General features: G+C 65.8%; 24 protein-coding genes. 15 read left to right on the forward strand and 9 right to left on the reverse strand.

The features are described from left to right. The first annotated feature begins 6 nt into the window (after positions 1-6). The 10 genes from JLK41_RS07605 to pdxJ all read left to right on the forward strand — a co-directional run bounded on the left by JLK41_RS07605 (position 7) and on the right by pdxJ (position 9,221). Positions 7-969, forward strand: coding sequence for a MucB/RseB C-terminal domain-containing protein (locus tag JLK41_RS07605; RefSeq protein WP_037048954.1), 963 nt, complete (start codon positions 7-9; stop codon positions 967-969). After that, positions 966-1,412 carry a SoxR reducing system RseC family protein gene (locus JLK41_RS07610; RefSeq protein WP_037048951.1) on the forward strand — a complete coding sequence of 149 codons (447 nt, stop codon included), beginning with the start codon at positions 966-968 and terminating at the stop codon, positions 1,410-1,412. Before JLK41_RS07605 ends, JLK41_RS07610 begins: the two co-directional genes overlap by 4 nt. A gap of 41 nt (positions 1,413-1,453) precedes the next feature. Continuing rightward, a complete protein-coding gene (locus tag JLK41_RS07615; protein WP_037048949.1) occupies positions 1,454-2,878 on the forward strand; it encodes a DegQ family serine endoprotease in 1,425 nt (474 codons plus the stop codon). 155 nt (positions 2,879-3,033) lie between these two features. Continuing rightward, positions 3,034-4,833 (forward strand): translation elongation factor 4, encoded by a 1,800-nt coding sequence (lepA, locus tag JLK41_RS07620; RefSeq protein ID WP_210390693.1) that lies wholly within the window; start codon positions 3,034-3,036, stop codon positions 4,831-4,833. Positions 4,834-4,839: 6 nt separating this feature from the next. Continuing rightward, complete coding sequence (gene lepB, locus JLK41_RS07625; RefSeq protein WP_210390694.1) at positions 4,840-5,694, forward strand: signal peptidase I; 855 nt, start codon at positions 4,840-4,842, stop codon at positions 5,692-5,694. Between the two features lie 88 nt (positions 5,695-5,782). Further along, complete coding sequence (locus JLK41_RS07630) at positions 5,783-6,160, forward strand: DUF4845 domain-containing protein (RefSeq protein WP_037049139.1); 378 nt, start codon at positions 5,783-5,785, stop codon at positions 6,158-6,160. Next, positions 6,157-6,846: a ribonuclease III gene (gene rnc, locus JLK41_RS07635; protein ID WP_210390695.1), complete on the forward strand. Its 690-nt coding sequence runs from the start codon at positions 6,157-6,159 to the stop codon at positions 6,844-6,846. Before JLK41_RS07630 ends, rnc begins: the two co-directional genes overlap by 4 nt. Further along, positions 6,833-7,738, forward strand: a complete 906-nt coding sequence (gene era, locus JLK41_RS07640) for a GTPase Era (RefSeq protein WP_175253335.1) — start codon at positions 6,833-6,835, stop codon at positions 7,736-7,738. The genes rnc and era overlap by 14 nt, the downstream gene beginning before the upstream one ends. 54 nt (positions 7,739-7,792) lie before the next feature. Continuing rightward, positions 7,793-8,482, forward strand: coding sequence for a DNA repair protein RecO (recO, locus tag JLK41_RS07645; RefSeq protein ID WP_210390696.1), 690 nt, complete (start codon positions 7,793-7,795; stop codon positions 8,480-8,482). Then, positions 8,475-9,221, forward strand: a complete 747-nt coding sequence (gene pdxJ, locus JLK41_RS07650) for a pyridoxine 5'-phosphate synthase (protein WP_037048930.1) — start codon at positions 8,475-8,477, stop codon at positions 9,219-9,221. Before recO ends, pdxJ begins: the two co-directional genes overlap by 8 nt. Before the next feature lie 76 nt (positions 9,222-9,297). Here pdxJ and JLK41_RS07655 read toward each other — a convergent pair whose 3' ends face one another. Further along, entirely contained in the window at positions 9,298-10,182 is an 885-nt protein-coding gene (locus JLK41_RS07655) for a LysR substrate-binding domain-containing protein (RefSeq protein WP_134676304.1), read from the reverse strand. Positions 10,183-10,299: 117 nt separating this feature from the next. On the opposite strand from JLK41_RS07655, the gene JLK41_RS07660 reads away from it, so the two are divergent. Continuing rightward, positions 10,300-10,584: a hypothetical protein gene (locus JLK41_RS07660; protein ID WP_134676303.1), complete on the forward strand. Its 285-nt coding sequence runs from the start codon at positions 10,300-10,302 to the stop codon at positions 10,582-10,584. A 3-nt stretch (positions 10,585-10,587) separates the two neighbouring features. Here JLK41_RS07660 and cmoB read toward each other — a convergent pair whose 3' ends face one another. The 3 genes from cmoB to JLK41_RS07675 all read right to left on the reverse strand — a co-directional run bounded on the left by cmoB (position 10,588) and on the right by JLK41_RS07675 (position 13,026). After that, positions 10,588-11,556, reverse strand: coding sequence for a tRNA 5-methoxyuridine(34)/uridine 5-oxyacetic acid(34) synthase CmoB (cmoB, locus tag JLK41_RS07665; RefSeq protein WP_210390697.1), 969 nt, complete (start codon positions 11,554-11,556; stop codon positions 10,588-10,590). Continuing rightward, on the reverse strand, positions 11,553-12,296 hold the full coding sequence (cmoA, locus tag JLK41_RS07670) for a carboxy-S-adenosyl-L-methionine synthase CmoA (protein WP_210390698.1): 744 nt from the start codon (positions 12,294-12,296) through the stop codon (positions 11,553-11,555). Before cmoA ends, cmoB begins: the two co-directional genes overlap by 4 nt. Before the next feature lie 91 nt (positions 12,297-12,387). Continuing rightward, a complete protein-coding gene (locus JLK41_RS07675) occupies positions 12,388-13,026 on the reverse strand; it encodes a lysoplasmalogenase (RefSeq protein ID WP_037048916.1) in 639 nt (212 codons plus the stop codon). A gap of 154 nt (positions 13,027-13,180) precedes the next feature. Here JLK41_RS07675 and JLK41_RS07680 point away from each other — a divergent pair, with 154 nt between their 5' ends. After that, a complete protein-coding gene (locus tag JLK41_RS07680; protein WP_210390699.1) occupies positions 13,181-14,416 on the forward strand; it encodes an RNA polymerase sigma factor in 1,236 nt (411 codons plus the stop codon). A gap of 138 nt (positions 14,417-14,554) precedes the next feature. Here the strand turns inward: JLK41_RS07680 and rapA are convergent, their stop codons facing one another. Beyond that, a complete protein-coding gene (gene rapA, locus JLK41_RS07685; protein WP_210390700.1) occupies positions 14,555-17,398 on the reverse strand; it encodes an RNA polymerase-associated protein RapA in 2,844 nt (947 codons plus the stop codon). Between the two features lie 324 nt (positions 17,399-17,722). Between rapA and JLK41_RS07690 the strand changes: the two genes are divergently transcribed. The 3 genes from JLK41_RS07690 to JLK41_RS07700 are packed head-to-tail and all read left to right on the forward strand — an operon-like array spanning position 17,723 to position 18,808. Next, on the forward strand, positions 17,723-18,016 hold the full coding sequence (locus JLK41_RS07690; protein ID WP_037048908.1) for a hypothetical protein: 294 nt from the start codon (positions 17,723-17,725) through the stop codon (positions 18,014-18,016). A gap of 34 nt (positions 18,017-18,050) precedes the next feature. Continuing rightward, positions 18,051-18,650, forward strand: coding sequence for an alpha-ketoglutarate-dependent dioxygenase AlkB family protein (locus JLK41_RS07695; RefSeq protein ID WP_175253339.1), 600 nt, complete (start codon positions 18,051-18,053; stop codon positions 18,648-18,650). Beyond that, positions 18,647-18,808: a hypothetical protein gene (locus JLK41_RS07700; RefSeq protein WP_167494330.1), complete on the forward strand. Its 162-nt coding sequence runs from the start codon at positions 18,647-18,649 to the stop codon at positions 18,806-18,808. Before JLK41_RS07695 ends, JLK41_RS07700 begins: the two co-directional genes overlap by 4 nt. 13 nt (positions 18,809-18,821) lie before the next feature. Here JLK41_RS07700 and JLK41_RS07705 read toward each other — a convergent pair whose 3' ends face one another. The 4 genes from JLK41_RS07705 to JLK41_RS07720 are packed head-to-tail and all read right to left on the reverse strand — an operon-like array spanning position 18,822 to position 22,428. Then, the gene (locus JLK41_RS07705; protein ID WP_047592088.1) at positions 18,822-19,907 is read right to left on the reverse strand and encodes an ABC transporter permease; all 1,086 of its coding nucleotides are present in this window, start codon (positions 19,905-19,907) and stop codon (positions 18,822-18,824) included. Then, complete coding sequence (locus JLK41_RS07710) at positions 19,904-20,842, reverse strand: ABC transporter ATP-binding protein (protein ID WP_197738827.1); 939 nt, start codon at positions 20,840-20,842, stop codon at positions 19,904-19,906. Before JLK41_RS07710 ends, JLK41_RS07705 begins: the two co-directional genes overlap by 4 nt. Continuing rightward, on the reverse strand, positions 20,835-21,797 hold the full coding sequence (locus JLK41_RS07715) for an HlyD family secretion protein (protein ID WP_210390701.1): 963 nt from the start codon (positions 21,795-21,797) through the stop codon (positions 20,835-20,837). The genes JLK41_RS07710 and JLK41_RS07715 overlap by 8 nt, the downstream gene beginning before the upstream one ends. Beyond that, positions 21,787-22,428, reverse strand: coding sequence for a TetR/AcrR family transcriptional regulator (locus JLK41_RS07720; protein ID WP_037048895.1), 642 nt, complete (start codon positions 22,426-22,428; stop codon positions 21,787-21,789). Before JLK41_RS07720 ends, JLK41_RS07715 begins: the two co-directional genes overlap by 11 nt. Between the last annotated feature and the right edge of the window lie 249 nt (positions 22,429-22,677).

Here is a 22,677-nt window from a genome sequence, read left to right on the forward strand (position 1 = left end):
AGTCACATGCGCGCGATTCCCCTCTGTCTGCTCAGTGGTCTGCTGGCATTGCCGGTGCACGCCTCTGAGGTTCAGGACTTGCTTGGACGCCTAGCCGAGGCGGAGCGTCAGCAAAGTTTTCAGGGTACGTTTATCTATGAACGTAACGGTAGTTTCTCCAGTCATGCCGTCTGGCACAAAGTGGAGGATGGGGGACAAGTGCGTGAGCGCCTTCTGCAGCTGGATGGTCCGGCGCAGGAGGTGCTGAAGGTCGATGGACAGACGCAATGCGTCAGTGGTGCGCTGGTCGATCAGGTCAGCGAAGGCCAGACCTGGCCCGCTCGCCACCTGGATGCCGATCAGCTGAGCAACTGGTACGACATTCGTGTCGTGGGTCAGTCACGCATCGCTGATCGCAGCGCCGTGGTCCTGGTGCTGGCGCCCAAGGATCAGCACCGCTATGGCTTCGAACTGCACCTGGATCGGGAGACCGGTCTGCCGCTGAAGTCCTTGCTGCTCAACGAGCGGGGTCAGCTGCTTGAGCGTTTCCAGTTCACTCAGCTCGATGTCATGACGCCCGAGGCCGAGGCCCTGCAGCCCAGCTCGCGCTGTCGTCCGGTGCGCATTCGCCCCGTCGACAACCTGGCCGAAGGCAGCTGGCGTTCCGACTGGCTGCCGCCAGGCTTCACCCTCAACATGGCACAGCTGCGCCACGAACCCTCTTCCGATGCCAGCGTTGCCTACCTCATGTACGGTGATGGCCTGGCCCGCTTCTCGGTCTTTCTCGAGCCGCTGAACGGCCGTGTCGTCGAAGACGCGCGCAGCCAGTTGGGCCCGACCGTCGCCGTGTCGCGGCGCATGAGCACCGAGGCGGGTGACGTGATGGTCACGGTGGTTGGCGAGATTCCCCTGGGGACTGCCGAGCGCATCGCGCTGTCCATGCGCGCGGGCGCGTCTGAAACAGGAGCGCCTGAACAGGCCAGCCAATGATCGAGGAACAGGGGCGTGTAGTGGCGCTCGAGCCCGGCGCCGTCTGGGTCGAGACGCTACGCCGGAGTACCTGCTCCAGTTGCTCGGCCAATGCTGCCTGCGGGCAGGGCGTGATGGAACGCCTGGGCGTGGGCCGTGAGCGTGGTCATGTGCGCGCGCTGTCCACGCTGCATCTGAACGTTGGTGACGCCGTGGTGATCGGCGTCCGTGAAGAGCTGCTGGTACGCAGCTCTCTGCTTGTCTACCTGCTTCCCTTGCTGGGCCTCATGGCTGCCGCCCTGGCAGCCGACGCAGCAGGGCTCTCCGAACCTCTGTGCATCCTCTCCGGCCTTGCCGGTCTGTGCGTTTCCTGGCTGCTGGTACGCTGGCGAGCGTCCAGGGTCGCCGATGATCCCCAATTGCAACCTGTTGTCCTGCGCGCATTGCTGGCTGCCAGCCCGTGATTTCCTGCGTGTATTTCATTCTGCATCTGGAGTTGTAGCCGATGAGAAATATCAAGTCCGTTGTGCCGGTGTTGATGGCCGCCCTGTTGTGGGGGCAAAGTCTGGTGGCGCAGGCCGATCTGCCTGATTTCACGCCGTTGGTCGAGGAAGCCTCGCCTGCGGTGGTCAATATCAGTACGCGGCAGAAGGTGCCTGAGCGCGCCGTTGCCGGGCAGTCCGGGCTGCCCGATCTGGAAGGCCTGCCACCGATGTTCCGCGAGTTCTTCGAGCGCAGCATTCCGCAGGTGCCGCGCAATCCGGGCGGGCGTCAGCGCGAGGCGCAATCGCTGGGTTCCGGCTTCATCATCTCGCCGGACGGCTACATCATGACCAACAACCATGTGGTCGCCGACGCCGATGAGATCATCGTGCGCCTGTCCGACCGCAGCGAGCTGGAGGCCAAGCTGATCGGCGCCGACCCGCGCAGTGACGTGGCGCTGCTCAAGGTCGAAGGCAAGAACCTGCCGACCGTGCGCCTGGGCAAGTCCGAGGAACTCAAAGTCGGCGAGTGGGTGCTGGCCATCGGTTCGCCGTTCGGTTTCGATCACTCGGTGACAGCCGGTATCGTCAGCGCCAAGGGCCGCAGCCTGCCCAGCGACAGCTACGTGCCCTTCATCCAGACCGACGTGGCGATCAACCCGGGCAACTCCGGCGGCCCGCTGTTCAATCTCAAGGGTGAGGTCGTCGGCATCAACTCGCAGATCTTCACTCGCTCCGGCGGTTTCATGGGCCTGTCGTTCGCCATTCCCATGGAAGTTGCCATGCAGGTCGCCGACCAGCTCAAGGCGGATGGCAAGGTCACGCGCGGCTGGCTGGGTGTGGTCATCCAGGAGGTGAACAAGGACCTGGCTGAATCCTTCGGCCTGGACAAGCCTGCCGGTGCGCTGGTCGCGCAGGTGCTGGAAGACGGCCCGGCCGACAAGGGCGGGCTGCAGGTTGGCGATGTCATCCTCAATCTCAATGACAAGCCGATCATCATGTCCGCGGACCTGCCGCATCTGGTCGGTGGCCTGAAGCCGGGTGAGAAGGCGCAACTGGACGTGGTGCGCGACGGTTCGCGCAAGAAGCTCAACGTGACCATCGGCACGCTGCCGGAAGAAGGGCAGGAGCTGGCCGCTGGCGACCCTGCTCAGGGTGGCGAGCGCAGCAACAACCGCCTGGGTGTCACGGTGGTCGAGCTGACTGCCGAGCAGAAGAAAGGCCTCGACCTGAAAGGCGGTGTGGTGGTCAAGGAAGTGCTCAATGGTCCGGCCGCGATGATCGGCCTGCGTCCGGGTGACGTGATCACGCACCTGAACAACCAGGCCATCGACTCCACCAGCACCTTTACCCAGGTGGCGCAGGAGTTGCCGAAGAACCGGTCGGTCTCCATGCGCGTGCTGCGTCAGGGGCGCGCCAGCTTCATCACCTTCAAGCTGGCGGAGTAACTCTTCTGGCGAGGCTGAACAGGGGCGCTTTCGGGCGCCCTTTTTGCGTGCACGCCAGGCGCTGCAGCAGACGTGACGTGGTTGCGAGGGATCGGGTACAATCCGCGGCTATTTTCGGCAAGCGTCTTGCCCGTGCCCTCTTCGAGTGTTGATCTGTGAGTGACCTGAGTCATATCCGCAATTTTTCCATCATTGCCCACATTGACCACGGCAAGTCCACCCTGGCTGACCGTTTCATCCAGCTCTGCGGCGGTCTCACCGCGCGTGAAATGGAGGCTCAGGTCCTGGACTCCATGGATCTGGAGCGTGAGCGCGGCATCACCATCAAGGCCCACAGCGTCACGCTTCACTACAAGGCGCAGGACGGCAAGGTCTATCAGCTGAACTTCATCGACACCCCCGGCCACGTCGACTTCACCTATGAAGTCAGTCGCTCGCTGGCGGCGTGCGAAGGTGCGCTGCTGGTGGTCGATGCCGGCCAGGGCGTGGAAGCGCAGTCGGTTGCCAACTGCTACACCGCCATCGAGCAGGGCCTCGAGGTCATGCCGGTGCTGAACAAGATGGACCTGCCGCAGGCCGATCCGGAGCGCGTCAAGGACGAGATCGAGAAGATCATCGGTATCGACGCCACCGATGCCGTGGCCTGCAGCGCCAAGAGCGGCATGGGCGTGGACGAGGTGCTCGAGCGCCTGGTGCACACCATTCCCGCGCCCGAGGGCGAGATCGAGGCGCCGCTGCAGGCGCTGATCATCGACTCCTGGTTCGACAACTACCTGGGCGTCGTGTCGCTGGTGCGCGTGCGTCACGGTCGGGTGAAGAAGGGCGACAAGATCCTGGTCAAGTCCACCGGCAAGGTGCACCTGGTCGACAGCGTCGGTGTATTCACCCCGAAACACACCGCCACCGCTGATCTGAAGGCTGGTGAAGTGGGCTTCATCATCGCCAGCATCAAGGACATTCATGGTGCGCCGGTCGGCGATACCCTGACCCTGTCTTCGACCCCTGAGGTCGAGATGCTGTCGGGTTTCAAGAAGATCCAGCCGCAAGTCTACGCGGGCCTGTTCCCGGTCAGCTCGGACGATTTCGAGGACTTCCGTGAGGCGCTGCAGAAGCTGACCCTCAATGACTCGTCGCTGCAGTACGCACCGGAAAGCTCCGATGCGCTGGGCTTCGGTTTCCGCTGCGGCTTCCTCGGCATGCTGCACATGGAGATCATCCAGGAGCGCCTGGAGCGCGAGTACGACCTGGACCTGATCACCACCGCGCCGAGCGTTATCTACGAACTCGAGCTCAAGACCGGTGAGACCATCACCGTCGACAACCCGTCCAAGCTGCCGGATGTCTCGTCCATCGCCGATTTCCGCGAGCCGATCGTGACGGCGACCATCCTGGTGCCGCAGGAGCACCTGGGTAACGTCATTACCCTGTGCGTCGAGAAGCGTGGCGTGCAGCGTGACATGCAGTTCCTCGGTTCTCAGGTTCAGGTTCGTTACGACCTGCCGATGAACGAGGTGGTGCTGGACTTCTTCGATCGTCTGAAATCGACCAGCCGTGGCTACGCCTCGCTGGACTATCATTTCGATCGCTATCAGTCGGCCAACCTGGTCAGGCTGGATGTGCTGATCAATGGCGACAAGGTCGATGCCCTGGCATTGATCGTGCACCGTGACAATGCGGCGTACAAGGGACGTGCGTTGGCCGAGAAGATGAAGGAACTGATTCCTCGGCAGATGTTCGATGTGGCGATCCAGGCAGCCATTGGCGGCCAGATCATCGCGCGAACCACTGTCAAGGCACTCAGAAAGAACGTACTGGCCAAGTGTTACGGCGGCGACGTGAGCCGTAAGAAGAAGCTGCTCGAGAAGCAGAAGGCCGGTAAGAAACGCATGAAGCAGGTCGGCAACGTGGAAATCCCACAGGAAGCCTTCCTTGCGGTGCTCAGGTTGGATAGCTAAGGCTCTATGTCGATCAATTTCCCGCTCCTGTTGGTTATCGCGGTTGCCGTTTGCGGCTTCCTGGCCCTGATCGATCTGATCCTGCTGGCTCCGCGCCGCCGTGCGGCGATTGCGGCGTACCAGGGGCGGGTCGACGATCCTGACTACAGGGTGCTGGAGCGCCTGAGCAAGGAACCCTTGCTGGTCGAGTACGGCAAGTCGTTCTTCCCGGTGCTGGCCATCGTGCTGGTGCTGCGCTCGTTTCTGGTGGAACCCTTCCAGATTCCCTCGGGGTCGATGAAGCCGACCCTGGAAGTGGGCGATTTCATCCTGGTCAACAAGTTCGCCTACGGCATTCGTCTGCCGGTCATCGACACCAAGGTCATCGAGGTGGATGACCCGCAGCGTGGCGACGTGATGGTGTTCCGTTACCCCAGCGATCCGAGCATCAACTACATCAAGCGTGTCGTGGGGCTGCCGGGTGATCGCATCCAGTACACCCAGGGCAAGCGTCTGCTCATCAACGGTGAGCCGGTGGCCGAGAAGCTGCTGGGCGAGGAGCCGGGCAGCCTGGGCAGTGCGGTTCTCTATCAGGAGCGCCTGGGACAGGTCGAGCACACCATCCGCAAGGAAATGACCCGCATGCGGCGTGATCCGGGCGGTGAGTGGGTCGTGCCGCAAGGGCACTACTTCATGATGGGCGACAATCGCGACAACTCCAACGACAGTCGCTTCTGGCGTGATCGCAACATCCCTCAGGAGCTGTGGGGCATGGTTCCGGACGACCACATCGTCGGCAAGGCCTTCGCCATCTGGATGAGCTGGCCGGAGCCGAAAACCGGCAATCTGCCCAACTTCTCGCGGGTCGGCCTGATTCATTGAGCACTGGCGCGCTGTTCAAGGCAGCGCCGCAGGCTATAAATAGTTCTAGCCACGAGGCTACAACAAGACCGTTTATTGGGGGATGAACATGACTTTCGCGCGTTCGCAGCAGGGGCTTTCCATTTTGGGCTGGCTGGTGGCTCTGGCCGTGGTGGCGTTCTTCGCCAGTACCGGTTTCAAGATCCTGCCGCATTATCTCGACTACATGTCGATGGAAAAGATCATTACCTCGGTGGAGACCGACCAGGCTGCGCAAGTGCGCACCGTTGGCGAGTTCTACAGCCACGTCGACCGTGGCATGCAGGTCAACAGCATTCGCGATCTGAACCTGCGTGACGTGATGCAAGTGAAGGTGGAGAACAACGAGTTCCGGGTCCACCTGAAGTATGAAAAACGTGAGCCGCTGATCGAGAACCTCGACCTGGTGGTGAATTTCGACAAAGAATTTCGTGTACGGATGCCGTGAGCCCCAATCTGTCCCGCCTCGAGCGCAAGCTCGGCTATAGCTTCAAGGACCAGGATCTGATGATCCTGGCCCTGACCCATCGCAGTTTCGCCGGCCGCAACAATGAGCGGCTTGAATTTCTCGGTGATGCCATTCTCAATTTCGTCGCCGGCGAGGCGCTGTTCGAGCGCTTCCCGCAGGCGCGCGAAGGTCAGTTGTCGCGTTTGCGTGCCCGTCTGGTCAAGGGCGAGACCCTGGCCGTGCTGGCGCGCGGTTTCGAGCTGGGCGAATACCTGCGCCTGGGCTCGGGTGAGCTCAAGAGCGGCGGTTTTCGCCGCGAGTCGATCCTCGCCGATGCGCTGGAAGCCCTGATCGGCGCGATCTATCTGGATGCCGGTATGGATGCGGCCCGCGAGCGCGTGCTGGACTGGCTGACCGGTGAGCTGGATGGCCTGACCCTGGTCGATACCAACAAGGACCCGAAGACGCGCTTGCAGGAGTTCCTGCAGTCGCGCGCCTGCGAGCTACCTCGTTACGAGGTGGTGGATATTCAGGGCGAGCCGCACTGCCGTACCTTCATGGTCGAGTGCCAGGTGTCCCTGCTCAATGAAAAGACCCTGGGCCAGGGCGGCAGCCGGCGTATCGCCGAGCAGGTCGCTGCGGCTGCGGCGCTGATCGCCCTCGGGGTGGAGAATGGCAATGACTGATGCACCCGTGACCCGCTGTGGTTACGTCGCCATCGTCGGCCGGCCCAATGTGGGCAAGTCGACGCTGCTCAACCACATCCTCGGACAGAAGCTGGCGATCACCTCGCGCAAGCCGCAGACCACCCGTCACAACATGCTCGGCATCAAGACCGAAGGTGAGGTACAGGCCGTCTACGTCGATACGCCCGGCTTGCACAAGCACAACGACAAGGCGCTCAACCGCTACATGAACCGCAGCGCCTCCACGGCGCTGAAGGATGTCGATGTCGTGGTGTTCGTGGTCGACCGCATGCGCTGGACTGACGAGGACCAGCTGGTGTTGGAGAAGGTCCAGCACGTCAAGTGCCCGATCCTGCTGGCGGTGAACAAGGCTGACCGTCTGGAAGACAAGAGCGAGCTGCTGCCGCACCTGAACTGGCTGGCCGAGCAACTGCCGCAGGCGGAGATCGTGCCGATCTCCGCGTTGCAGGGGCAGAATCTCGACACCCTGGAAGCGCTGGTGGGCGAGCGCTTGCCGGAGTCCGAACACTTCTACCCGGAAGACCAGATCACCGACCGTTCCAGCCGCTTCCTGGCGGCCGAGCTGATCCGCGAGAAGATCATGCGTCAGCTCGGTGCCGAGTTGCCGTACCAGATCACCGTGGAGATCGAGGAGTTCAAGCAGGAAGGCCGCGTGCTGCACATCCACGGCCTGATCCTGGTGGAGCGCGACGGGCAGAAGAAGATCATCATTGGCGACAAGGGCGAGCGCATCAAGCGCATCGGCCAGGACGCGCGCAAGGACATGGAAACCATGTTCGATTCCAAGGTGATGCTCAATCTCTGGGTCAAGGTCAAAGGCGGCTGGTCCGACGACGAGCGCGCGCTGCGTTCGCTGGGCTACCTGGATTGAGCCGCGGGCTGCACGCCATGCGCTGCGCCATAGCTCGCGCTTGAGGCTTGCAGCTTGGACCTTGCCGCTTATGTCCTGCATAGCCGTCCCTACAAGGAAAGCAGCGCCCTGGTGGATTTCTTCACCGCTCAGGGGCGCATCCGTGCGGTACTGAGAGCCGCGCGCGGCAAGGTCGGCAGCATCGCCCGTCCGTTCGCGCCACTCGATCTCGAACTGCGTGGCCGTGGCGAGCTGAAGACCGTCGGCCGTCTGGAAAGCGCCGGCATCCCGTTGCTGCTGACTGGCGAGGCGCTGTTCTCCGGGCTCTATCTCAACGAACTGCTGATCCGCCTGCTGCCCGCCGAGGATCCGCACCCCGCGATGCTCGACCACTATGGCCTGACCCTGCAGGCGCTGGCTGTCGGCCGGCCCCTGGAGCCGCTGCTGCGCGCATTCGAATGGCGCCTGCTGGACGAGCTGGGCTATGGTTTCGCCCTCGATCGCGATCAGCATGACCAGCCCATCGACCCCGCTGCGCTGTACCGCTGGCAGCAGGACGTCGGCCTGGTGCAGGTGATACAACTGCAGCCTGGGGTATTCCAGGGCCGCGAGTTGCTGGCCATGGCCGAAGCGGACTGGCAGACGCCGGGTGCGCTGGCTGCCGCCAAGCGCCTGATGCGCCAGGCACTGGCACCCCATCTTGGCGGCAGACCACTGGTCAGCCGCGAACTTTTCATGACGCTCAAGGAGTCCAAGCGTGACTGAGGCCAATCGTATTCTGCTCGGCGTGAACATCGACCACGTCGCCACCCTGCGCCAGGCTCGCGGTACGCGCTACCCGGACCCGGTCAAGGCCGCCCTGGATGCCGAGGAGGCCGGTGCCGACGGTATCACCGTGCACCTGCGCGAAGATCGCCGGCACATCCAGGACCGTGACGTACGGGTGCTGGCCGATGTGCTGCAGACACGGATGAACTTCGAGATGGGCGTCACCGACTTCATGCTCGGTTTCGCCGAGCAGATCCGCCCGGCGCATGTCTGCCTGGTGCCGGAAACCCGCCAGGAGCTGACCACCGAAGGCGGCCTGGACGTGGCCGGGCAGGAGGCGCGCATTGCCGCGGCGGTCGAGCGCCTGTCCCTGGCCGGTTGCGAGGTGTCGCTGTTCATCGACGCCGAAGAGCGGCAGATCGAGGCGGCCATGCGCGTCGGTGCTCCGGTCATCGAACTGCACACCGGCCGCTACGCCGATGCCCATACGGCGGAGGAGGCGGCCCAGGAGCTGTCACGCATCCGCGACGGGGTGATCTGCGGTTTGAACCACGGCTTGATCGTCAATGCCGGCCATGGCCTGCACTACCACAACGCCGAAGCCGTGGCCGCGATTCCCGGGGTCAACGAGTTGAACATCGGCCACGCCATCGTCGCCCATGCGCTGTTCGTCGGCTTCAAGCAGGCGGTCGCGGAGATGAAGGCGCTGATCGTCGCGGCAGCCGAGCGCGGCTAGCGGGATTTGTGGGAGGGGCTTCAGCCGCGACTTGCCATGGCCTGTCGTCGCTGAGGCGCCTCCCACTTCGTTCGATTCAGCCCTGGCTGAACGCCTGGGTCATCTGCATGGCGAGTGCCTCGATGGCGTCGTTGTGTTGATGGCCGCGAATCAGTTTGATGTGGTACTCGCCCAGCGCCGGCAGGCCCTGTTCCGCCCCCAGACGGCGCAGAGGGGGCTTGACCAGGCTGCGGGGGAAGGGGGCGATGGCCAGGTCGGCAGTCATCGCCGCCTCCTGGCCGGCACACTGCTCGCAGGAATAGGCGACGCGGTAGCTCAGGCCCTGGCGGTCCAGTGCGTCGAGCGCGGTCCGGCGCCAGGCACAACCCGGGTTGGCCAGTGCCAGCGGTAGTGGCGAGCGCTGCACCGCCAGGCCGCCATCGCGACCGGCCCAGACCAGTTCCTCGGAATAGATGACGTCACCGCGTGAGTCGTCCAGACCATCGTTGCCCGCGTTGATCAGGGTCAGGTCCAGCTCGCCGGCATCCAGTTTCGCCACCAGATCGACGCTGCGCCCGACATTGACCTCGACCTCCACGGCCGGATGGCTGCGCGCGAACAGGGTCAGGACGCCGGGCAGTACGCGGTCGCCGATGTCGTTCGGCGTGCCGAAGCGCACGCGGCCGGTCAGGGTCGGCGTCAGGAAGCGCGCTACCGCTTCCTCGTTGAGCTTGAGCAGGCGCCTGGCATAACCCAGCAGCAGCTCGCCCTCGGCCGTCAGGTGCACGCGCCTGGCTTCGCGGGTGAACAGGCGCTGGCCGAGGGTTTCCTCCAGGCGCTTGATCTGCAGGCTGACCGCCGCGGTGCTGCGAAACACCTGGGTGGCGGTGCGGGTGAAGCTGCCGCTGTCGGCGATGGCGACGAAGGTACGCAGCACATCGCTTTCCAGCAATGGCAATGACAGGGGAGCGGTCGCGTTCATGATCGTTAAATGTTACTTAATCGATGATTTGAAATTTGTCGTTTGTTTGAACGATAGGCGCGTTTCATTCTGATCGCAAGCCCGGTACGACCCGGCAGCGCAGAAGGAGGAAACGCCATGAAAAGTTCGAACCATCACGACAAGCCGCGCCCAGCCATGCCCGAGTTCTACATGCCGGCCATGTGGCCACTGGACCTGCAGAATGCCATCGTCGACTGGATCGGCGCCTGGTTCTGGCGCCGCCGCATGCGCCGCCTGCTGGCCCAGGACATCGAGGGGCGCATCCGTCTGGGCGGCGCCCGTGGCGTGGTCGAGCAGGGGGCGGCTGAACCGCTGCGCTCGATCGCACAGCGGCGGGCACGTTGGCTGCGCCCGCAGGGCGGGTGCAACCGGCCACGCTGAGGGTTAGGGCTTGCGCGCGATCAGCACGGCGCGGGTCGGTGCCGGCAGGCCTTCGACGGTACGGCTGTGGTCAGCCGGATCGAGAAACTCCGGCAGCGACTGGAAGCGCATCCACTCGGTGGCGCGTTGCTCCTCCACCGAAGTGGTGCTGACATCGACGCAGCGCACGTCCTCGAAGCCGGCACGGCGCAGCCAGCGCTCCAGTGCCGGCACCGACGGCAGGAACCACACATTGCGCATCTGCGCGTAGCGGTCCTCGGGCACCAGCACCTGCTCGACGTCGCCTTCCACCACCAGGGTTTCCAGCACCAGTTCGCCGCCCTTGAGCAATGCATCCTTGAGATCGAGCAGGTGATCAATGGGCGAGCGGCGGTGGTAGAGCACGCCCATGGAGAACACCGTATCGAAGCCCTGCAGCCTGGCTGGCAGCTCCTCGAAGGCCAGCGGCAGGTGCCACGCCGGCTGGTCCGGCAGGTAGCGCTTCATCGCCAGGAACTGGCAGAGGAACAGCCAGTTGGGGTCGATGCCCACCACGCTGTCCGCGCCGGCGCCGAGCATGCGCCACATGTAGTAGCCGTTGCCGCAACCCACGTCGAGGATGCGCTTGCCGGCGAGGTCCAGATGCGGCGCGACGCGCTGCCATTTCCAGTCCGAGCGCCATTCGGTGTCGACGTGCACGCCGAACAGTTCGAAAGGCCCCTTGCGCCAGGGAATCAGGCCTTGCAGGGCGCCCTGCAACTGGGCGCGGCTCGCCTCGTCGCAAGGGCCGTCGAACGCGAAGCGCTGGCCGAGTTCGATGTCGCTCGGCGTCAGCGCGGGCAGCGCCTGCACCGCGCCGTACCAGCGCGCCAGGTCGCCATGACCGATGGCCAGCTTGGCATCGAGCTGGCCGGGCAGTGAGCAGGCCCAGTCCTGCAGCGGCGTGCCGGCCAGTTGTGCCTGCAGTGCGTCGAGATCCAGATCGCGCATCATGGCAGGGCCACCAGGGAGGCGAAGTTCAGGCACTGGAACCAGGGCACCACCTTGCTGAATCCTGCCGCCAGCAGGCGTTCGCGATGCTGCTCGAGGCTGTCGGGTTTCATCACGTTCTCGATGGCGCTGCGCTTCTGCGCGATCTCCAGCTCGCTGTAGCCGTTGGCGCGCTTGAAGGCAACGTGCAGCTCGGTGAGCAGTTCGTGCTGGGTATTGTCCTCGAAGCGCAGCTTCTCTGAGAGGATCAGCGCGCCGCCCGGCAGCAGCGCCTGGCGGATGCGCGTGAGCAGCTCCAGGCGGCGCTCCGGCGGGATGAACTGCAGGGTGAAGTTGAGCGTGACCAGCGAGGTCGGTTGCAGGGGGAGGGCGAGGATATCGGCCTCGATCACTACAACCGGCAGCAGCTCCTGGAACATGGCGTCTTGGGCGTGCAGGTATTCGCTGCAACGCGAAACCATGGCCGGCGAGTTGTCCACGGCGATCACCCGGCAACCGTCGCTGCGCACGTGCCGGCGCAGCGCCTGGGTCACCGCGCCGAGCGATGCACCGAGATCGTACAGCGTGGTATGCGCCTGGGCGAACTGGCCGGCGAGCACGCCGATGTTCTCGACGATGGTCGGGTAGCCCGGCACCGAGCGCTTGATCATGTCGGGAAAGACCCGCACGACGTCCTCGTTGAAGACGAAGTCGGGCACATCGGCCAGGGGCTGGGCGAACAGACGGTCGGATTCTTGGCTCACGGCGATTGCGACGGGTAGCGGAAAAGGCCGGCATTTTAGCCAAGTGCGGCCCAGCCGTCAGGGCTTTCCTGACGGCGCGTCGGGCTTGCTGTCAGGCCTTGCTGCGGGCGAACGCCGAGGCGGTGATGCCCCACTGGCCCAGCCAGTAGGTGAGGATGATGGCGTAGGGCGCGGCGTCGAAGCTCATGACGAAGCGGTCGATGCCGATCAGGCTGTCGGAAATCACGAACAACGCGGCGCCGGCGGCGGCCAGGCCGGCGGAGCGCGCGGCAATGGCGCGGTGGCCGATCCGCGCCAGGGCGCGCCAGAGCATCAGGGAAATCACCGTGGCATAGCAGGCAACCGGGATCAGCAGCTCGCCGAGGCCGCTGCTGGCCAGCACGGCGAACATCGCCCCGCCGGCAATCAGCGCCAGCAGCAGTGCGGCCAGGGCCGGTTGGCGGCTGTCGGAGCAGTAGGCGCGCACGTAGGCGAGATGGCCCAGCAGGAAGGCGCCGAGGCCGAACACGAACAGGTCGCCGGGCCAGTCGAGGAGGATGTCGCCGGCCAGGGAGAACACCAGGCCGATGCCGATCCAGCGACGGTAAGTGCCAGGAGGCGCCTGGCGCAGCCAGAACAGCAGGGCGATGACCGGGATGCCCTTGCTCAGCAGGCTGAGCTGCGCGTCGCCGCTGACACGGCCATAGAGAAATACCGCAGCACCCGCCAGACCGAGCAGCAACCAACGCATAACAGGACTCCCTTGGTGATCTTCGATGGCGCGACTATGCCCAGCGCGACCCTGGCTGCCAATGCAGCGGGTGCCAAATGGAGGGGCGGATCGTGCCGAGGCTCGACGCCGCCGGCAGGATTGGGCAACGTATGCACCTGCCCTGGAGACGCGCATGTCGATATCGCCCCCCATCACCGAGCTGATCGAACGCCTGTACCGCGACGAGTCGCGCCGTGTGCTGGCGACGCTGATCCGTCTGCTGGGTGACTTCGACCTGGCCGAGGAGGCCCTGCACGAGGCGTTTCGCAGTGCGGTGGAGCAATGGCCGCGCGAGGGCGTGCCCGACAATCCGCGGGCCTGGCTGGTGTCCGCCGGACGCTTTCGCGCCATCGACAGCCTGCGGCGGCAACGCCGCTTCCAGCCCCTGGACGAGCGGGTCGACGTGCCGGGCGAGGACGATGCGCAGGAGGTCGAACTGCTGGAGGACGATCGCCTGCGGCTGATCTTCACCTGCTGCCACCCGGCGCTGGCCAGCGACGCGCAGGTGGCGCTGACCCTGCGTGAGGCCTGCGATCTGAGCACCGAGGAGATCGCCCGCGCATTCCTCTCCAGTCCCTCGACCCTGGCCCAGCGCATCGTGCGGGCCAAGGCGAAGATCCGCGACGCGCGCATTCCTTACGAAGTGCCGGGGCGCAACGAGCTGCCCGAGCGGCTGGAGGCGGTGCTGCGGGTGGTCTACCTGGTCTTCAACGAAGGTTACTTCGCCAGTTCCGGCGATTCGCTGACCCGCAGCCAGCTGTCCGATGAGGCCATCCGCCTGGGCCGGCTGTTGCTGGAGCTGCTGCCCGAGCCGGAAGTGCAGGGGCTGCTGGCGTTGATGGTGCTGCACGAGTCTCGACGCCAGGCGCGCAGTGCTGCCGATGGCGAGGTGATCCTGCTGGAGGCGCAGGACCGCAGCCTGTGGGACCGCGAGCTGATCGCCGAAGGCGAGGCGCTGGTGTTGCAGGCCCTGCATTCCCGCCGCTTCGGGCCTTACAGCCTGCAGGCGGCGATCGCTGCGGTACATGCCGAGGCGGCCAGCCTGGAAGAGACCGACTGGGCGCAGATCGTTGGCCTGTATGACGAGCTGCTGCGGCTGAATCCGTCGCCGGTGGTCGCCCTCAATCGCGCCGTGGCCCTGGCCATGCACGAGGGCGAGGAAGTCGGCTTGATGGAGGTCGAGCGCCTGCTGGCCGGCGGCGAGCTGGATGGGTACCACCTGCTGCATGCCGCACGGGCCGACCTGCTGCGGCGGCTGGGGCGCACTGATCAGGCCATTGCGGCCTATCGCCAGGCCCTGGCGCTGGCGCAGCAGGGGGCGGACCGGCAGTTTCTGCAGAAGCGGCTGGAGGAGTTGGGCTGCCCCTAGGGTGCGCCCAAGAGCCAGTCAGTCCGTAGCCCGGATGCGATCCGGGGACTCATGTTGGCGAGCGTTCCCGGATTGCATCCGGGCCAGTGTGCTGGCGCAGGGGGCGCATTGCGCACCCTGCGCCGGGACGAGGCCGTGTCAGCCCGCTACCAGCACGCGGATCGCTTCCAGGCGCAGGGCAGCCTTGTCGAACATCGCCAGGCTCTGTTCGCGCTGTTCGCGCAGGGCGGTGACTTCGCTGTCGCGCACGTTGGGGTTGACCGCGCTGAGCGCGACCAGGCGCGCCAGTTCCTCGTCCAGCTCGGCGACCAGGCGCCGCTTGGCTTCCGCCACGCGCTCGACATGGCGCGGCATGATCTTGGCCTCGGCATCGTTGATCTGCTTGGCCAGCACGTCGCGCTGAGCCTGGACGAACTTGTTGGAGCTGGCCCGTGGCACGCTTTCCAGCTGGTCGTTGAGGGTCTCGAAGCCGACCTTCGGCGCCAGGTCGTTGCCGTTGGCATCGAGCAGGCAGCGCAGTGCCGCCGGTGGCAGGAAGCGTCCGAGCTGCAGCTTGCGCGGGCCGACCACTTCACTGACGTAGAGCAGTTCGAGCAGCACGGTGCCGGGTTTCAGCGCCTTGTTCTTGATCAGCGCGACGGCGGTGTTGCCCATCGAGCCGGACAGCACCAGGTCCATGCCGCCCTGCACCATGGGATGCTCCCAGGTGAGGAACTGCATGTCCTCGCGGGCCAGGGCCTGGTCGCGGTCGTAGGTGACGGTGACCGCCTCGTCGTCGCCGAGGGGGAAGCTGGCGTCCAGCATCTTCTCGCTGGGGCGCAGGATCAGGGCGTTGTCGGAGTGGTCTTCGCTGTCGATGCCGAAGGCGTTGAACAGCTCTTCCATGTAGATCGGCAGGGTGAACTGGTCGTCCTGTTCGAGGATCGCCTCTACCAGCGCCTCGCCTTCGCCGGCGCCGCCGGAGTTCAGTTCCAGCAGGCGGTCACGGCCGCTGTGCAGCTCACCTTCGAGGCGGATGCGCTCCGCGGTGGCCTCGTCGACCAGTTGCTGCCACTCGCCGTCGTCGGCGTTCTCCAGCATCGGCAGCAGGCGCGGGCCGAACTGATGCTGCAGGGCGTTGCCGGTCGGGCAGGTGGCGAGGAAGGCGTTGAGCGCCTGGTGATACCACTGGAACAGGCGCTCCTGCGGGCTGTTCTCCAGGTACGGCACGTGCACCTGGATGCGGTGCTTCTGGCCGATACGGTCGAGACGGCCGATGCGTTGCTCGAGCAGGTCCGGGTGGGCCGGCAGGTCGAACAGCACCAGGTGATGGGCGAACTGGAAGTTGCGGCCTTCGGAGCCGATCTCGGAACAGATCAGCACCTGCGCGCCGAATTCCTCGTCGGCGAAGTAGGCGGCGGCGCGGTCACGCTCGAGGATGCTCATGCCCTCGTGGAACACCGTGGCCGGGATGCCGGAGCGCACGCGCAGGGCGTCTTCCAGGTCCAGCGCGGTCTCGGCGTGGGCGCAGATGACCAGCACCTTGAATTTCTTGAGCATCTTCAGGTTGTCGATCAGCCACTCGACGCGCGGGTCGATGCGCCACCAGCGCTGCTCGTCTTCGATCTCGTCCTGGGCCTGGTAGCTGACTTCGGGGTACAGCTCGGCATGCTCGCCCAGCGGCAGCTCGAGGTACTCGTCCGGGCTCGGCAGCGGGTAGGCGTGCAGCTCGCGCTCAGGGAACCCCTGTACCGCGGCGCGGGTGTTGCGGAACAGCAGGCGGCCGGTGCCGTGGCGGTCGAGCAGCTCGCGTACCAGGCGTGCACGGGCCTCGTCGTCGCCGCCGTCGATGGCATCGAGCAGCTCACGGCCTTCGTCGCCGAGGAAGCCGCCGATGGCATCGCGTGCCTGGGCGCTGAGGCTGTTCTGATCGAGCAGCTCCTGCACCGCTTCGGCAACCGGGCGGTACTGGCTGCTTTCGGCGCGGAAGGCTTCCAGGTCATGGAAACGGTTGGGATCGAGCAGGCGCAGGCGGGCGAAGTGACTGTCCTGGCCGAGCTGTTCCGGGGTGGCGGTGAGCAGCAGCACGCCGGGAATGACCTCGGCCAGCTGCTCGACCAGGGCGTATTCGGGGCTGACGCGCTCCGGGTGCCAGACCAGGTGATGCGCCTCGTCGACCACCAGCAGGTCCCAGCCGGCGGCGAACAGCGCGTCCTGGGCCTTCCCGTCGTCCTTCAGCCACTCCAGGGCGACCAGCGCCAGCTGGCAATCCTCGAAGGGGTTGCTGGCATCGCTTTCCATGAAGCGCTCGGCGTCGAACAGGGCCACGTCGAGGTTGAAGCGGCGGCGCATCTCCACCAGCCACTGGTGCTGCAGGTTTTCCGGCACCAGGATCAGCACGCGCCCGGCGCGCCCGGAGAGCAGCTGGCGATGAATCACCAGGCCGGCCTCGATGGTCTTGCCCAGGCCCACTTCGTCGGCCAGCAGCACGCGCGGGGCGATACGGTCGGCCACTTCGCGGGCGATGTGCAGCTGGTGCGCGATCGGCTGGGCGCGGGCGCCACCGAGCCCCCAGAGGGACGACTGCAGCAGGCGGCTGTTGTGTTCCAGGCTGTGGTAGCGCAGGGCGAACCAGGACAGCGGATCGATCTGGCCGGCGAACAGGCGGTCGCTGGCCAGGCGGAACTGGATGAAGTTCGACAGCTGGGTTTCCGGCATGGTGACCGGCTGATGCTGGGCGTTGAGGCCGTGATAGACCAGCAGGCCGTCGATGTCCTCGACCTCCTGCACGGTCAGCTTCCAGCCCTCGAAATGGGTGATCTCGTCACCCGGTGCGAAGCGCACGCGGGTCAGCGGGGCATTGCGCGTGGCGTACTGGCGGGTTTCGCCGGTGGCCGGGTAGAGCACGGTGAGCAGGCGGCCTTCCTCGGTAAGGATGGTTCCCAGACCCAGTTCCGCTTCGCTGTCACTGATCCAGCGTTGCCCCGGTTGATATTGCGCCATGCCTGTCTGTCTCCCGCGTGAAAAAGCCGGCTATGATAACGGATGCCGCGCCACGGCCAAAGCGCTCGTGGCACTATCGCAGTGCCCGTCAGTCGAAAGTGTAGTGAGCACCGGCTGACAGGCCGTCGAAAAACGCAGGCGAGGCAGCCAGCGCAAGGCAAGAACAGGCGAGAAGCGGAGTTTGCCCGCTGTAGATGAGCATTTTGATCGGACTCGCGCACGAGCCTGTTTTCAACGCAGCAATGGCAGCGCTGGTAGCTTTTCAACGGCCTGCTAAAGTCGCGGATGACGGGGCCGACAGCCTTACAAAGGAGGTGCTGTTGCATGCTGCCACCGATCCCCCACAGCCTGGTGCCGGTCACTGCCTCGCAGGACGTGATCAAGCCCAAGCCCGAGATTCCACCGGTAACCCCGGCCGAGGAGAGCGCCAAGGAGAGTGCGCTGAGCCTGGACAAGCGGCACCCGCAGGAAGCCGAGGAACTGCTGCGCGAAGAGCAGCGCCGCCGCCAGCGGCGAGGCTACACCCCGGAGCAACTGGCCGAGGCCGAGCCGGAGGAGATGCAGGAGGCGCTGGGTGATCTGCCACGGCAGGGGCTGTGGGTGGATGTGGAAGTCTGAGACACTCCTTTCAATTCTTGCCGTGTAGATCTTCATGCTGTTCGCCGACCCGTTACCCGCCATCGCCGATGCCGAGCTGGACTACCTGCCTGGCTGGGTGGACGCGGCGCTGGCCGAGCGCTGGCTGCAGGCGCTGGTCGAGCAGACGCCCTGGCAGCAGCCGGAGCTGTTCATCCATGGGCGTTACCACCGCACGCCGCGCCTGACCGCCTGGTATGGCGAACCCGAGGCACGTTATCGCTATTCCGGGAAGGTGCACGAGCCGCTGCCATGGACGGCGCTGCTCGACGACATCCGCCAGCGGCTCATGGCCGACGTGGGGCAGGCGCTCAACGCCGTGCTGCTCAACTACTACCGCGACGGCCAGGACTCCATGGGCTGGCACAGCGACGCCGAGCCCGAACTGGGGCGCGAGCCGCTGATCGCCTCGCTCAACCTGGGCGGCAGCCGGCGCTTCGACCTGCGCCGCGTGGGCGCCACGCGCATCGAGCATTCGCTGACCCTGGAGCATGGCTCGCTACTGGTCATGCGTGGGCCGACCCAGCATCATTGGCAACATCAAGTGGCGAAGACGCGCCAAGCCTGCGCGCCGCGCCTGAATCTGACCTTTCGCCTGATCCGGTTTCCGCTATGAGCAATGACGAAAAACTGATCGACTTCGCCGCCGAGCGCGACAAGCGTATCCACGACCTCAATGACAAGCGCCTCAACGACATGCGTCAGGTCTTCGAGCAGGTCCTGCCACTGGGCAAGGGCAAGAAGAAGTCGAAGAGCAAGCCGAAGAAACGCTGAGCCACCAGCCTGCTCAGTCCAGGCGCTTGCGCACGCGGGATACCGCGATCACCAGCATCGCCAGGGTGAAGACGCTCAGTGCCAGCACCTCCACCCAGAGTTCGGCCAGGGTCGCGTTGCGCAGCATGATGCCGCGTGCCAGGCGCAGGAAATGCGTCAGCGGCAGCACCTCGGCCAGCCACTGCGCGGCCTTGGGCATCCCGGCGAAGGGAAACATGAAGCCGGACAGCAATATCTGCGGCAGGAAGGTGAAGAAGGCCATCTGCATCGCCTGGAACTGACTGCGCGCCAGCGTCGAGATGAAGACGCCAAGGGTCAGGCTGGCGAAGATGAACAGCAGTGACGCCGCGTACAGCGCCAGCAGCGAGCCGCGCACCGGCACGGCGAAGAGTTGCCAGCCGACCAGCAGGACGACCGTCACCTGCACCAGGCCGATGCCGACGAACGGCAGCACCTTGCCCAGCGTCAGCTCCCAGGGCGAGACCGGCGTGGTGATGAGCATCTCCATGTTGCCGCGTTCGCGCTCGCGCACCAGGGCGATGGCGGTGAACAGCACCATGGTCATGGTCAGGATCACGCCGATCAGGCCGGGTACGGTGTTCAGGGGCGCCAGGCGTTCGGGGTTGTAGAAGTTCACCACTGTCATCGACGGCGTGGCCTGCCAACCGGGAAGCGGGTAGCTCGCCAGTTGCCGCGCCGAGGCCTGGACTACCTGATCGGAGCCGTCGACCACCAGTTGCAGGGGCGTGCGCTCGGGGTTGGGGCGGGCCAGGCGCGTCTCGAAATCGGCGGGGATGACCAGCGCGGCGCTGATCTCGCCCCGCCGCAGCAGCGTCTGCAGTTGCTGCTCGCTCGACAGCCGGTAGCGCAGGTCGAGCACCTGGCTCGCGCCGATCTCGGCCACCACTTCGCGCGAATGGGCCGTATTGGCCTGATCCAGCACGGCGCTGGGCAGGCCGCGCACGTCGAGATTGATGGCATAGCCGAACAGCACCAGCTGCATGACGGGGATGCCGACGATCATGGCGAAGGTCAGGCGGTCGCGGCGCAGTTGACGCAGTTCCTTGAGCACGATGGCAGCCAGTCGACGCAGGTTCATGGCTGCGCTCCCTGGATGTCGGGGCGGCGCGTCACAGCGACGAAGACATCCTCCAGATTCGCTTCGGTCGCGCGGACCCCTGCCTGCACGCCAGCCTCGGCCAGACGCCGTTCGACCTGCTCGCGGGCATCGTCGGTGGCGCTGAGCAGACGCAGCGAGGCGCCGATCTGCGCGCTGGCGTAGATCGCCGGCAGGCCTTGCAGCGCCCGTTGCGCCTGGCGCGGCTGGGCGCATTCCACCAGCAGCGGTTGTCCGGGCAGGCGCGCCATCAGCTCGGCGGGGCTGCCGTCGGCGACCAGTCGCCCGCTGTCGAGTATGCCCAGGCGCGTGCAGCGTTCGGCCTCGTCCATGTAATGGGTCGAGACCAGCAGGGTCGTACCGGCTTCGGCCAGCTCGAACAGCGAGTCCCAGAATTCCCGGCGTGACTGCGGGTCGACGGCGCTGGTCGGTTCGTCGAGCAGCAGCAGGTCGGGCTCGTGCAGCACGGCGCCGGCCAGGGCCAGGCGCTGTTTCTGGCCGCCGCTGAGGGTGCCGGACAGGCGGTCACGCAGGTCGCCCAGCCAGTAGCGCTCGAGCAGCTCCGCGACCCGCCTGCGTGCCTGCGCCCGCCCCAGGCCCTGGATGCTGGCGAGAAAATCGAGGTTCTCGGCCACCGTCAGGTCCTCGTACAGCGAGAATTTCTGCGTCATGTAGCCGATGCGTCGCTTGAGCGCTTCGGCATCCTGCGGAATCCGGTAGCCCAGCACCTCGATCTCTCCCGCGCTGGGCAGCAGCAGGCCGCAGAGCATGCGGATGGTGGTCGACTTGCCGCAGCCGTTGGGACCGAGGAAGCCGAATACCTCGGCGCGTTCGACGCGCAGGTCGAGGCCGTCGACGGCAGTCAGATCGCCGAAGCGCTTGCTCAGGCCGCTGGCGCGGATCACCGTCTCACTCATCGTCGCTACGCTCCGCCTGCAGCGGCAGGCCGGCTGGCAGATCGCGGGCCTCGTCACCCAGCAGCACGGCTTCGGCGCGGTAGGTCAGGCGGCTGGCGTCATCGCCGTTGAGGGCGTAGTAGGGGGTGAAGCTGGCTTCGCTGGCGATGCTGCGGATGCGTGCCTGCAGGGGGCGTTCATGACCTTCGACCCGGACCCGCAGGGTAGCGCCGACGGTCAGCGTCGGGCGTACCGAGGCGGGTACGAACAGGCGCGCATAGGGCGCCTCGCCGACCAGCAGGCTGACCAGTTCCGCGTTCATCGGTGGCTGATCGCCGGGGTGGAACGGCAGGGCGTCGACGCGGCCGGCGCGCGGCGCGTGCAGGCTCAGGTGTTCGCGGTCCAGGCGCAGTCGCTCCAGCTGCGCGGTGGCGGCTTCGACGGCGGCGCTGGCCTGTTCGACCTGCTCCGGGCGGGTGCCGTTGGTCAGTTCGCGCAGGCGGGCGGCGCTGGCCTCACTGGCGGCCACCAGGCGGTCGCGGGTGGCGCGGGCGCGGTCACGCTCGGCCACGGCGACCTGGCCACGGGCATACAGGGCGCTGATGCGGCGTTCGTCGCGCACGGCTTCGTCACGTTCGGCCCTGGCCTGCTGGAGGCTGGCGCTGGCGGCCTGGATCTGTTCGATGCGTGCGCCGTTGCTCAGCTCTTCCAGACGGGCGTTGGCCTGGTTCAGCTCGGCCTCGGCCTGACGGACGCGGGCGTCCAGCCGGCGCGGGTCGAGCTCCAGCAGTAACTGGCCGGACACGACCTGTTCGCCTTCGCTGACCTTCCACTCCAGCACGCGCTCCGAGACCTCGGCAGGCAGGCCGATGCGGTCCCACTCCAGGGTGCCCAGCAGCGGTTGCTGCGCCGGTTCGTTGCAGGCGGCCAGTGGCAGCACGAGCAGCAGGCAGAGCAGTCGTCGATCAATGGCCATCGGGCACCTCCAGTCCATGGGCGAACAGCGCCAGGGTGTGCTCGACCATCCTCTGGTCGGCGATCTCGGCGCTGGCGAAGATGCCGCGCCAGAGCGGAGCGGCGGCGTAGGGCAGCATGGTGGCGCCGATCAGCGAGACCACCAGCAGGCGAGGGTCGATGGCGTCGTGCAGCTCGCCGCGTTGCTGCGCCGCAGCGAAGCGCTGGGCCAGGCGCAGCGGTAGCAAGGGAGCGATGCGCTGGGTCAGCAGGCTCCGCAGGGCGCCCCCTTCGGTGAGCACTTCCCGTGCCCACAGCTGCGGGAGCCAGGGATGTTTCGCCACGATGGCCGCCAGTTCGGTGACCAGCGTGCGGACCTGTTCCAGCGGGGTATCGCCGGCTTGCTCCAGGCATCCGGCGAGGCGCTCGAACTCGGGCATCAGGCGCTCGTCGATCACCGCTTGGGTCAGCTTGGGCTTGTTGCCGAAGTAGTAGTGGATGAGCGCCGGTGTCACCTGCGCGGCCTCGGCGATGCCGCGCAGGCTGCTGGCCTGGATGCCCTGCTGGGCGAAGCGTTGGCAGGCGGCGTCGAGCAGGCGTTCACGCTGCTGCGCTTCACCGCTGGGACGGCCTGGAGTGCGTGGGCGGGGCATGGCTGGAAGGTCCTGGAAAATTATTAATTAAACACTCAATTAATTTTTGTGCAAGCGCAAGCAGCGATGTCGGCGAGCGGGGCGCCGGCCCTCTGCAAGGGGCACTGGCGCGCTGCGTCGGGGTGGTTTCGTTGACCTGGATCAGTTTCCCGGGCAACGGTCGGGCGAGGGGGTGGCGAGCATTGATCCAGATCAATGGTGCCGGGGCTGGCGCTGATAACGTGAAGCCATCCCAGACAGACAGGCACA

This window comes from Ectopseudomonas khazarica (assembly GCF_017915135.1).
Lineage (GTDB): Bacteria > Pseudomonadota > Gammaproteobacteria > Pseudomonadales > Pseudomonadaceae > Aquipseudomonas > Aquipseudomonas khazarica.

Coding starts and splice junctions, on each gene's coding strand:
- JLK41_RS07605 (WP_037048954.1), top strand. CDS start 7: ATGCGCGCGATTCCCCTCTGTCTGCTCAGTGGTCTGCTGGCATTGCCG.
- JLK41_RS07610 (WP_037048951.1), top strand. CDS start 966: ATGATCGAGGAACAGGGGCGTGTAGTGGCGCTCGAGCCCGGCGCCGTC.
- JLK41_RS07615 (WP_037048949.1), top strand. CDS start 1,454: ATGAGAAATATCAAGTCCGTTGTGCCGGTGTTGATGGCCGCCCTGTTG.
- lepB (WP_210390694.1), top strand. CDS start 4,840: ATGTCGATCAATTTCCCGCTCCTGTTGGTTATCGCGGTTGCCGTTTGC.
- JLK41_RS07630 (WP_037049139.1), top strand. CDS start 5,783: ATGACTTTCGCGCGTTCGCAGCAGGGGCTTTCCATTTTGGGCTGGCTG.
- era (WP_175253335.1), top strand. CDS start 6,833: ATGGCAATGACTGATGCACCCGTGACCCGCTGTGGTTACGTCGCCATC.
- JLK41_RS07655 (WP_134676304.1), bottom strand. CDS start 10,182: ATGAACGCGACCGCTCCCCTGTCATTGCCATTGCTGGAAAGCGATGTG.
- JLK41_RS07660 (WP_134676303.1), top strand. CDS start 10,300: ATGAAAAGTTCGAACCATCACGACAAGCCGCGCCCAGCCATGCCCGAG.
- cmoB (WP_210390697.1), bottom strand. CDS start 11,556: ATGATGCGCGATCTGGATCTCGACGCACTGCAGGCACAACTGGCCGGC.
- JLK41_RS07675 (WP_037048916.1), bottom strand. CDS start 13,026: ATGCGTTGGTTGCTGCTCGGTCTGGCGGGTGCTGCGGTATTTCTCTAT.
- JLK41_RS07680 (WP_210390699.1), top strand. CDS start 13,181: ATGTCGATATCGCCCCCCATCACCGAGCTGATCGAACGCCTGTACCGC.
- rapA (WP_210390700.1), bottom strand. CDS start 17,398: ATGGCGCAATATCAACCGGGGCAACGCTGGATCAGTGACAGCGAAGCG.
- JLK41_RS07690 (WP_037048908.1), top strand. CDS start 17,723: ATGCTGCCACCGATCCCCCACAGCCTGGTGCCGGTCACTGCCTCGCAG.
- JLK41_RS07695 (WP_175253339.1), top strand. CDS start 18,051: ATGCTGTTCGCCGACCCGTTACCCGCCATCGCCGATGCCGAGCTGGAC.
- JLK41_RS07700 (WP_167494330.1), top strand. CDS start 18,647: ATGAGCAATGACGAAAAACTGATCGACTTCGCCGCCGAGCGCGACAAG.
- JLK41_RS07705 (WP_047592088.1), bottom strand. CDS start 19,907: ATGAACCTGCGTCGACTGGCTGCCATCGTGCTCAAGGAACTGCGTCAA.
- JLK41_RS07710 (WP_197738827.1), bottom strand. CDS start 20,842: ATGAGTGAGACGGTGATCCGCGCCAGCGGCCTGAGCAAGCGCTTCGGC.
- JLK41_RS07715 (WP_210390701.1), bottom strand. CDS start 21,797: ATGGCCATTGATCGACGACTGCTCTGCCTGCTGCTCGTGCTGCCACTG.
- JLK41_RS07720 (WP_037048895.1), bottom strand. CDS start 22,428: ATGCCCCGCCCACGCACTCCAGGCCGTCCCAGCGGTGAAGCGCAGCAG.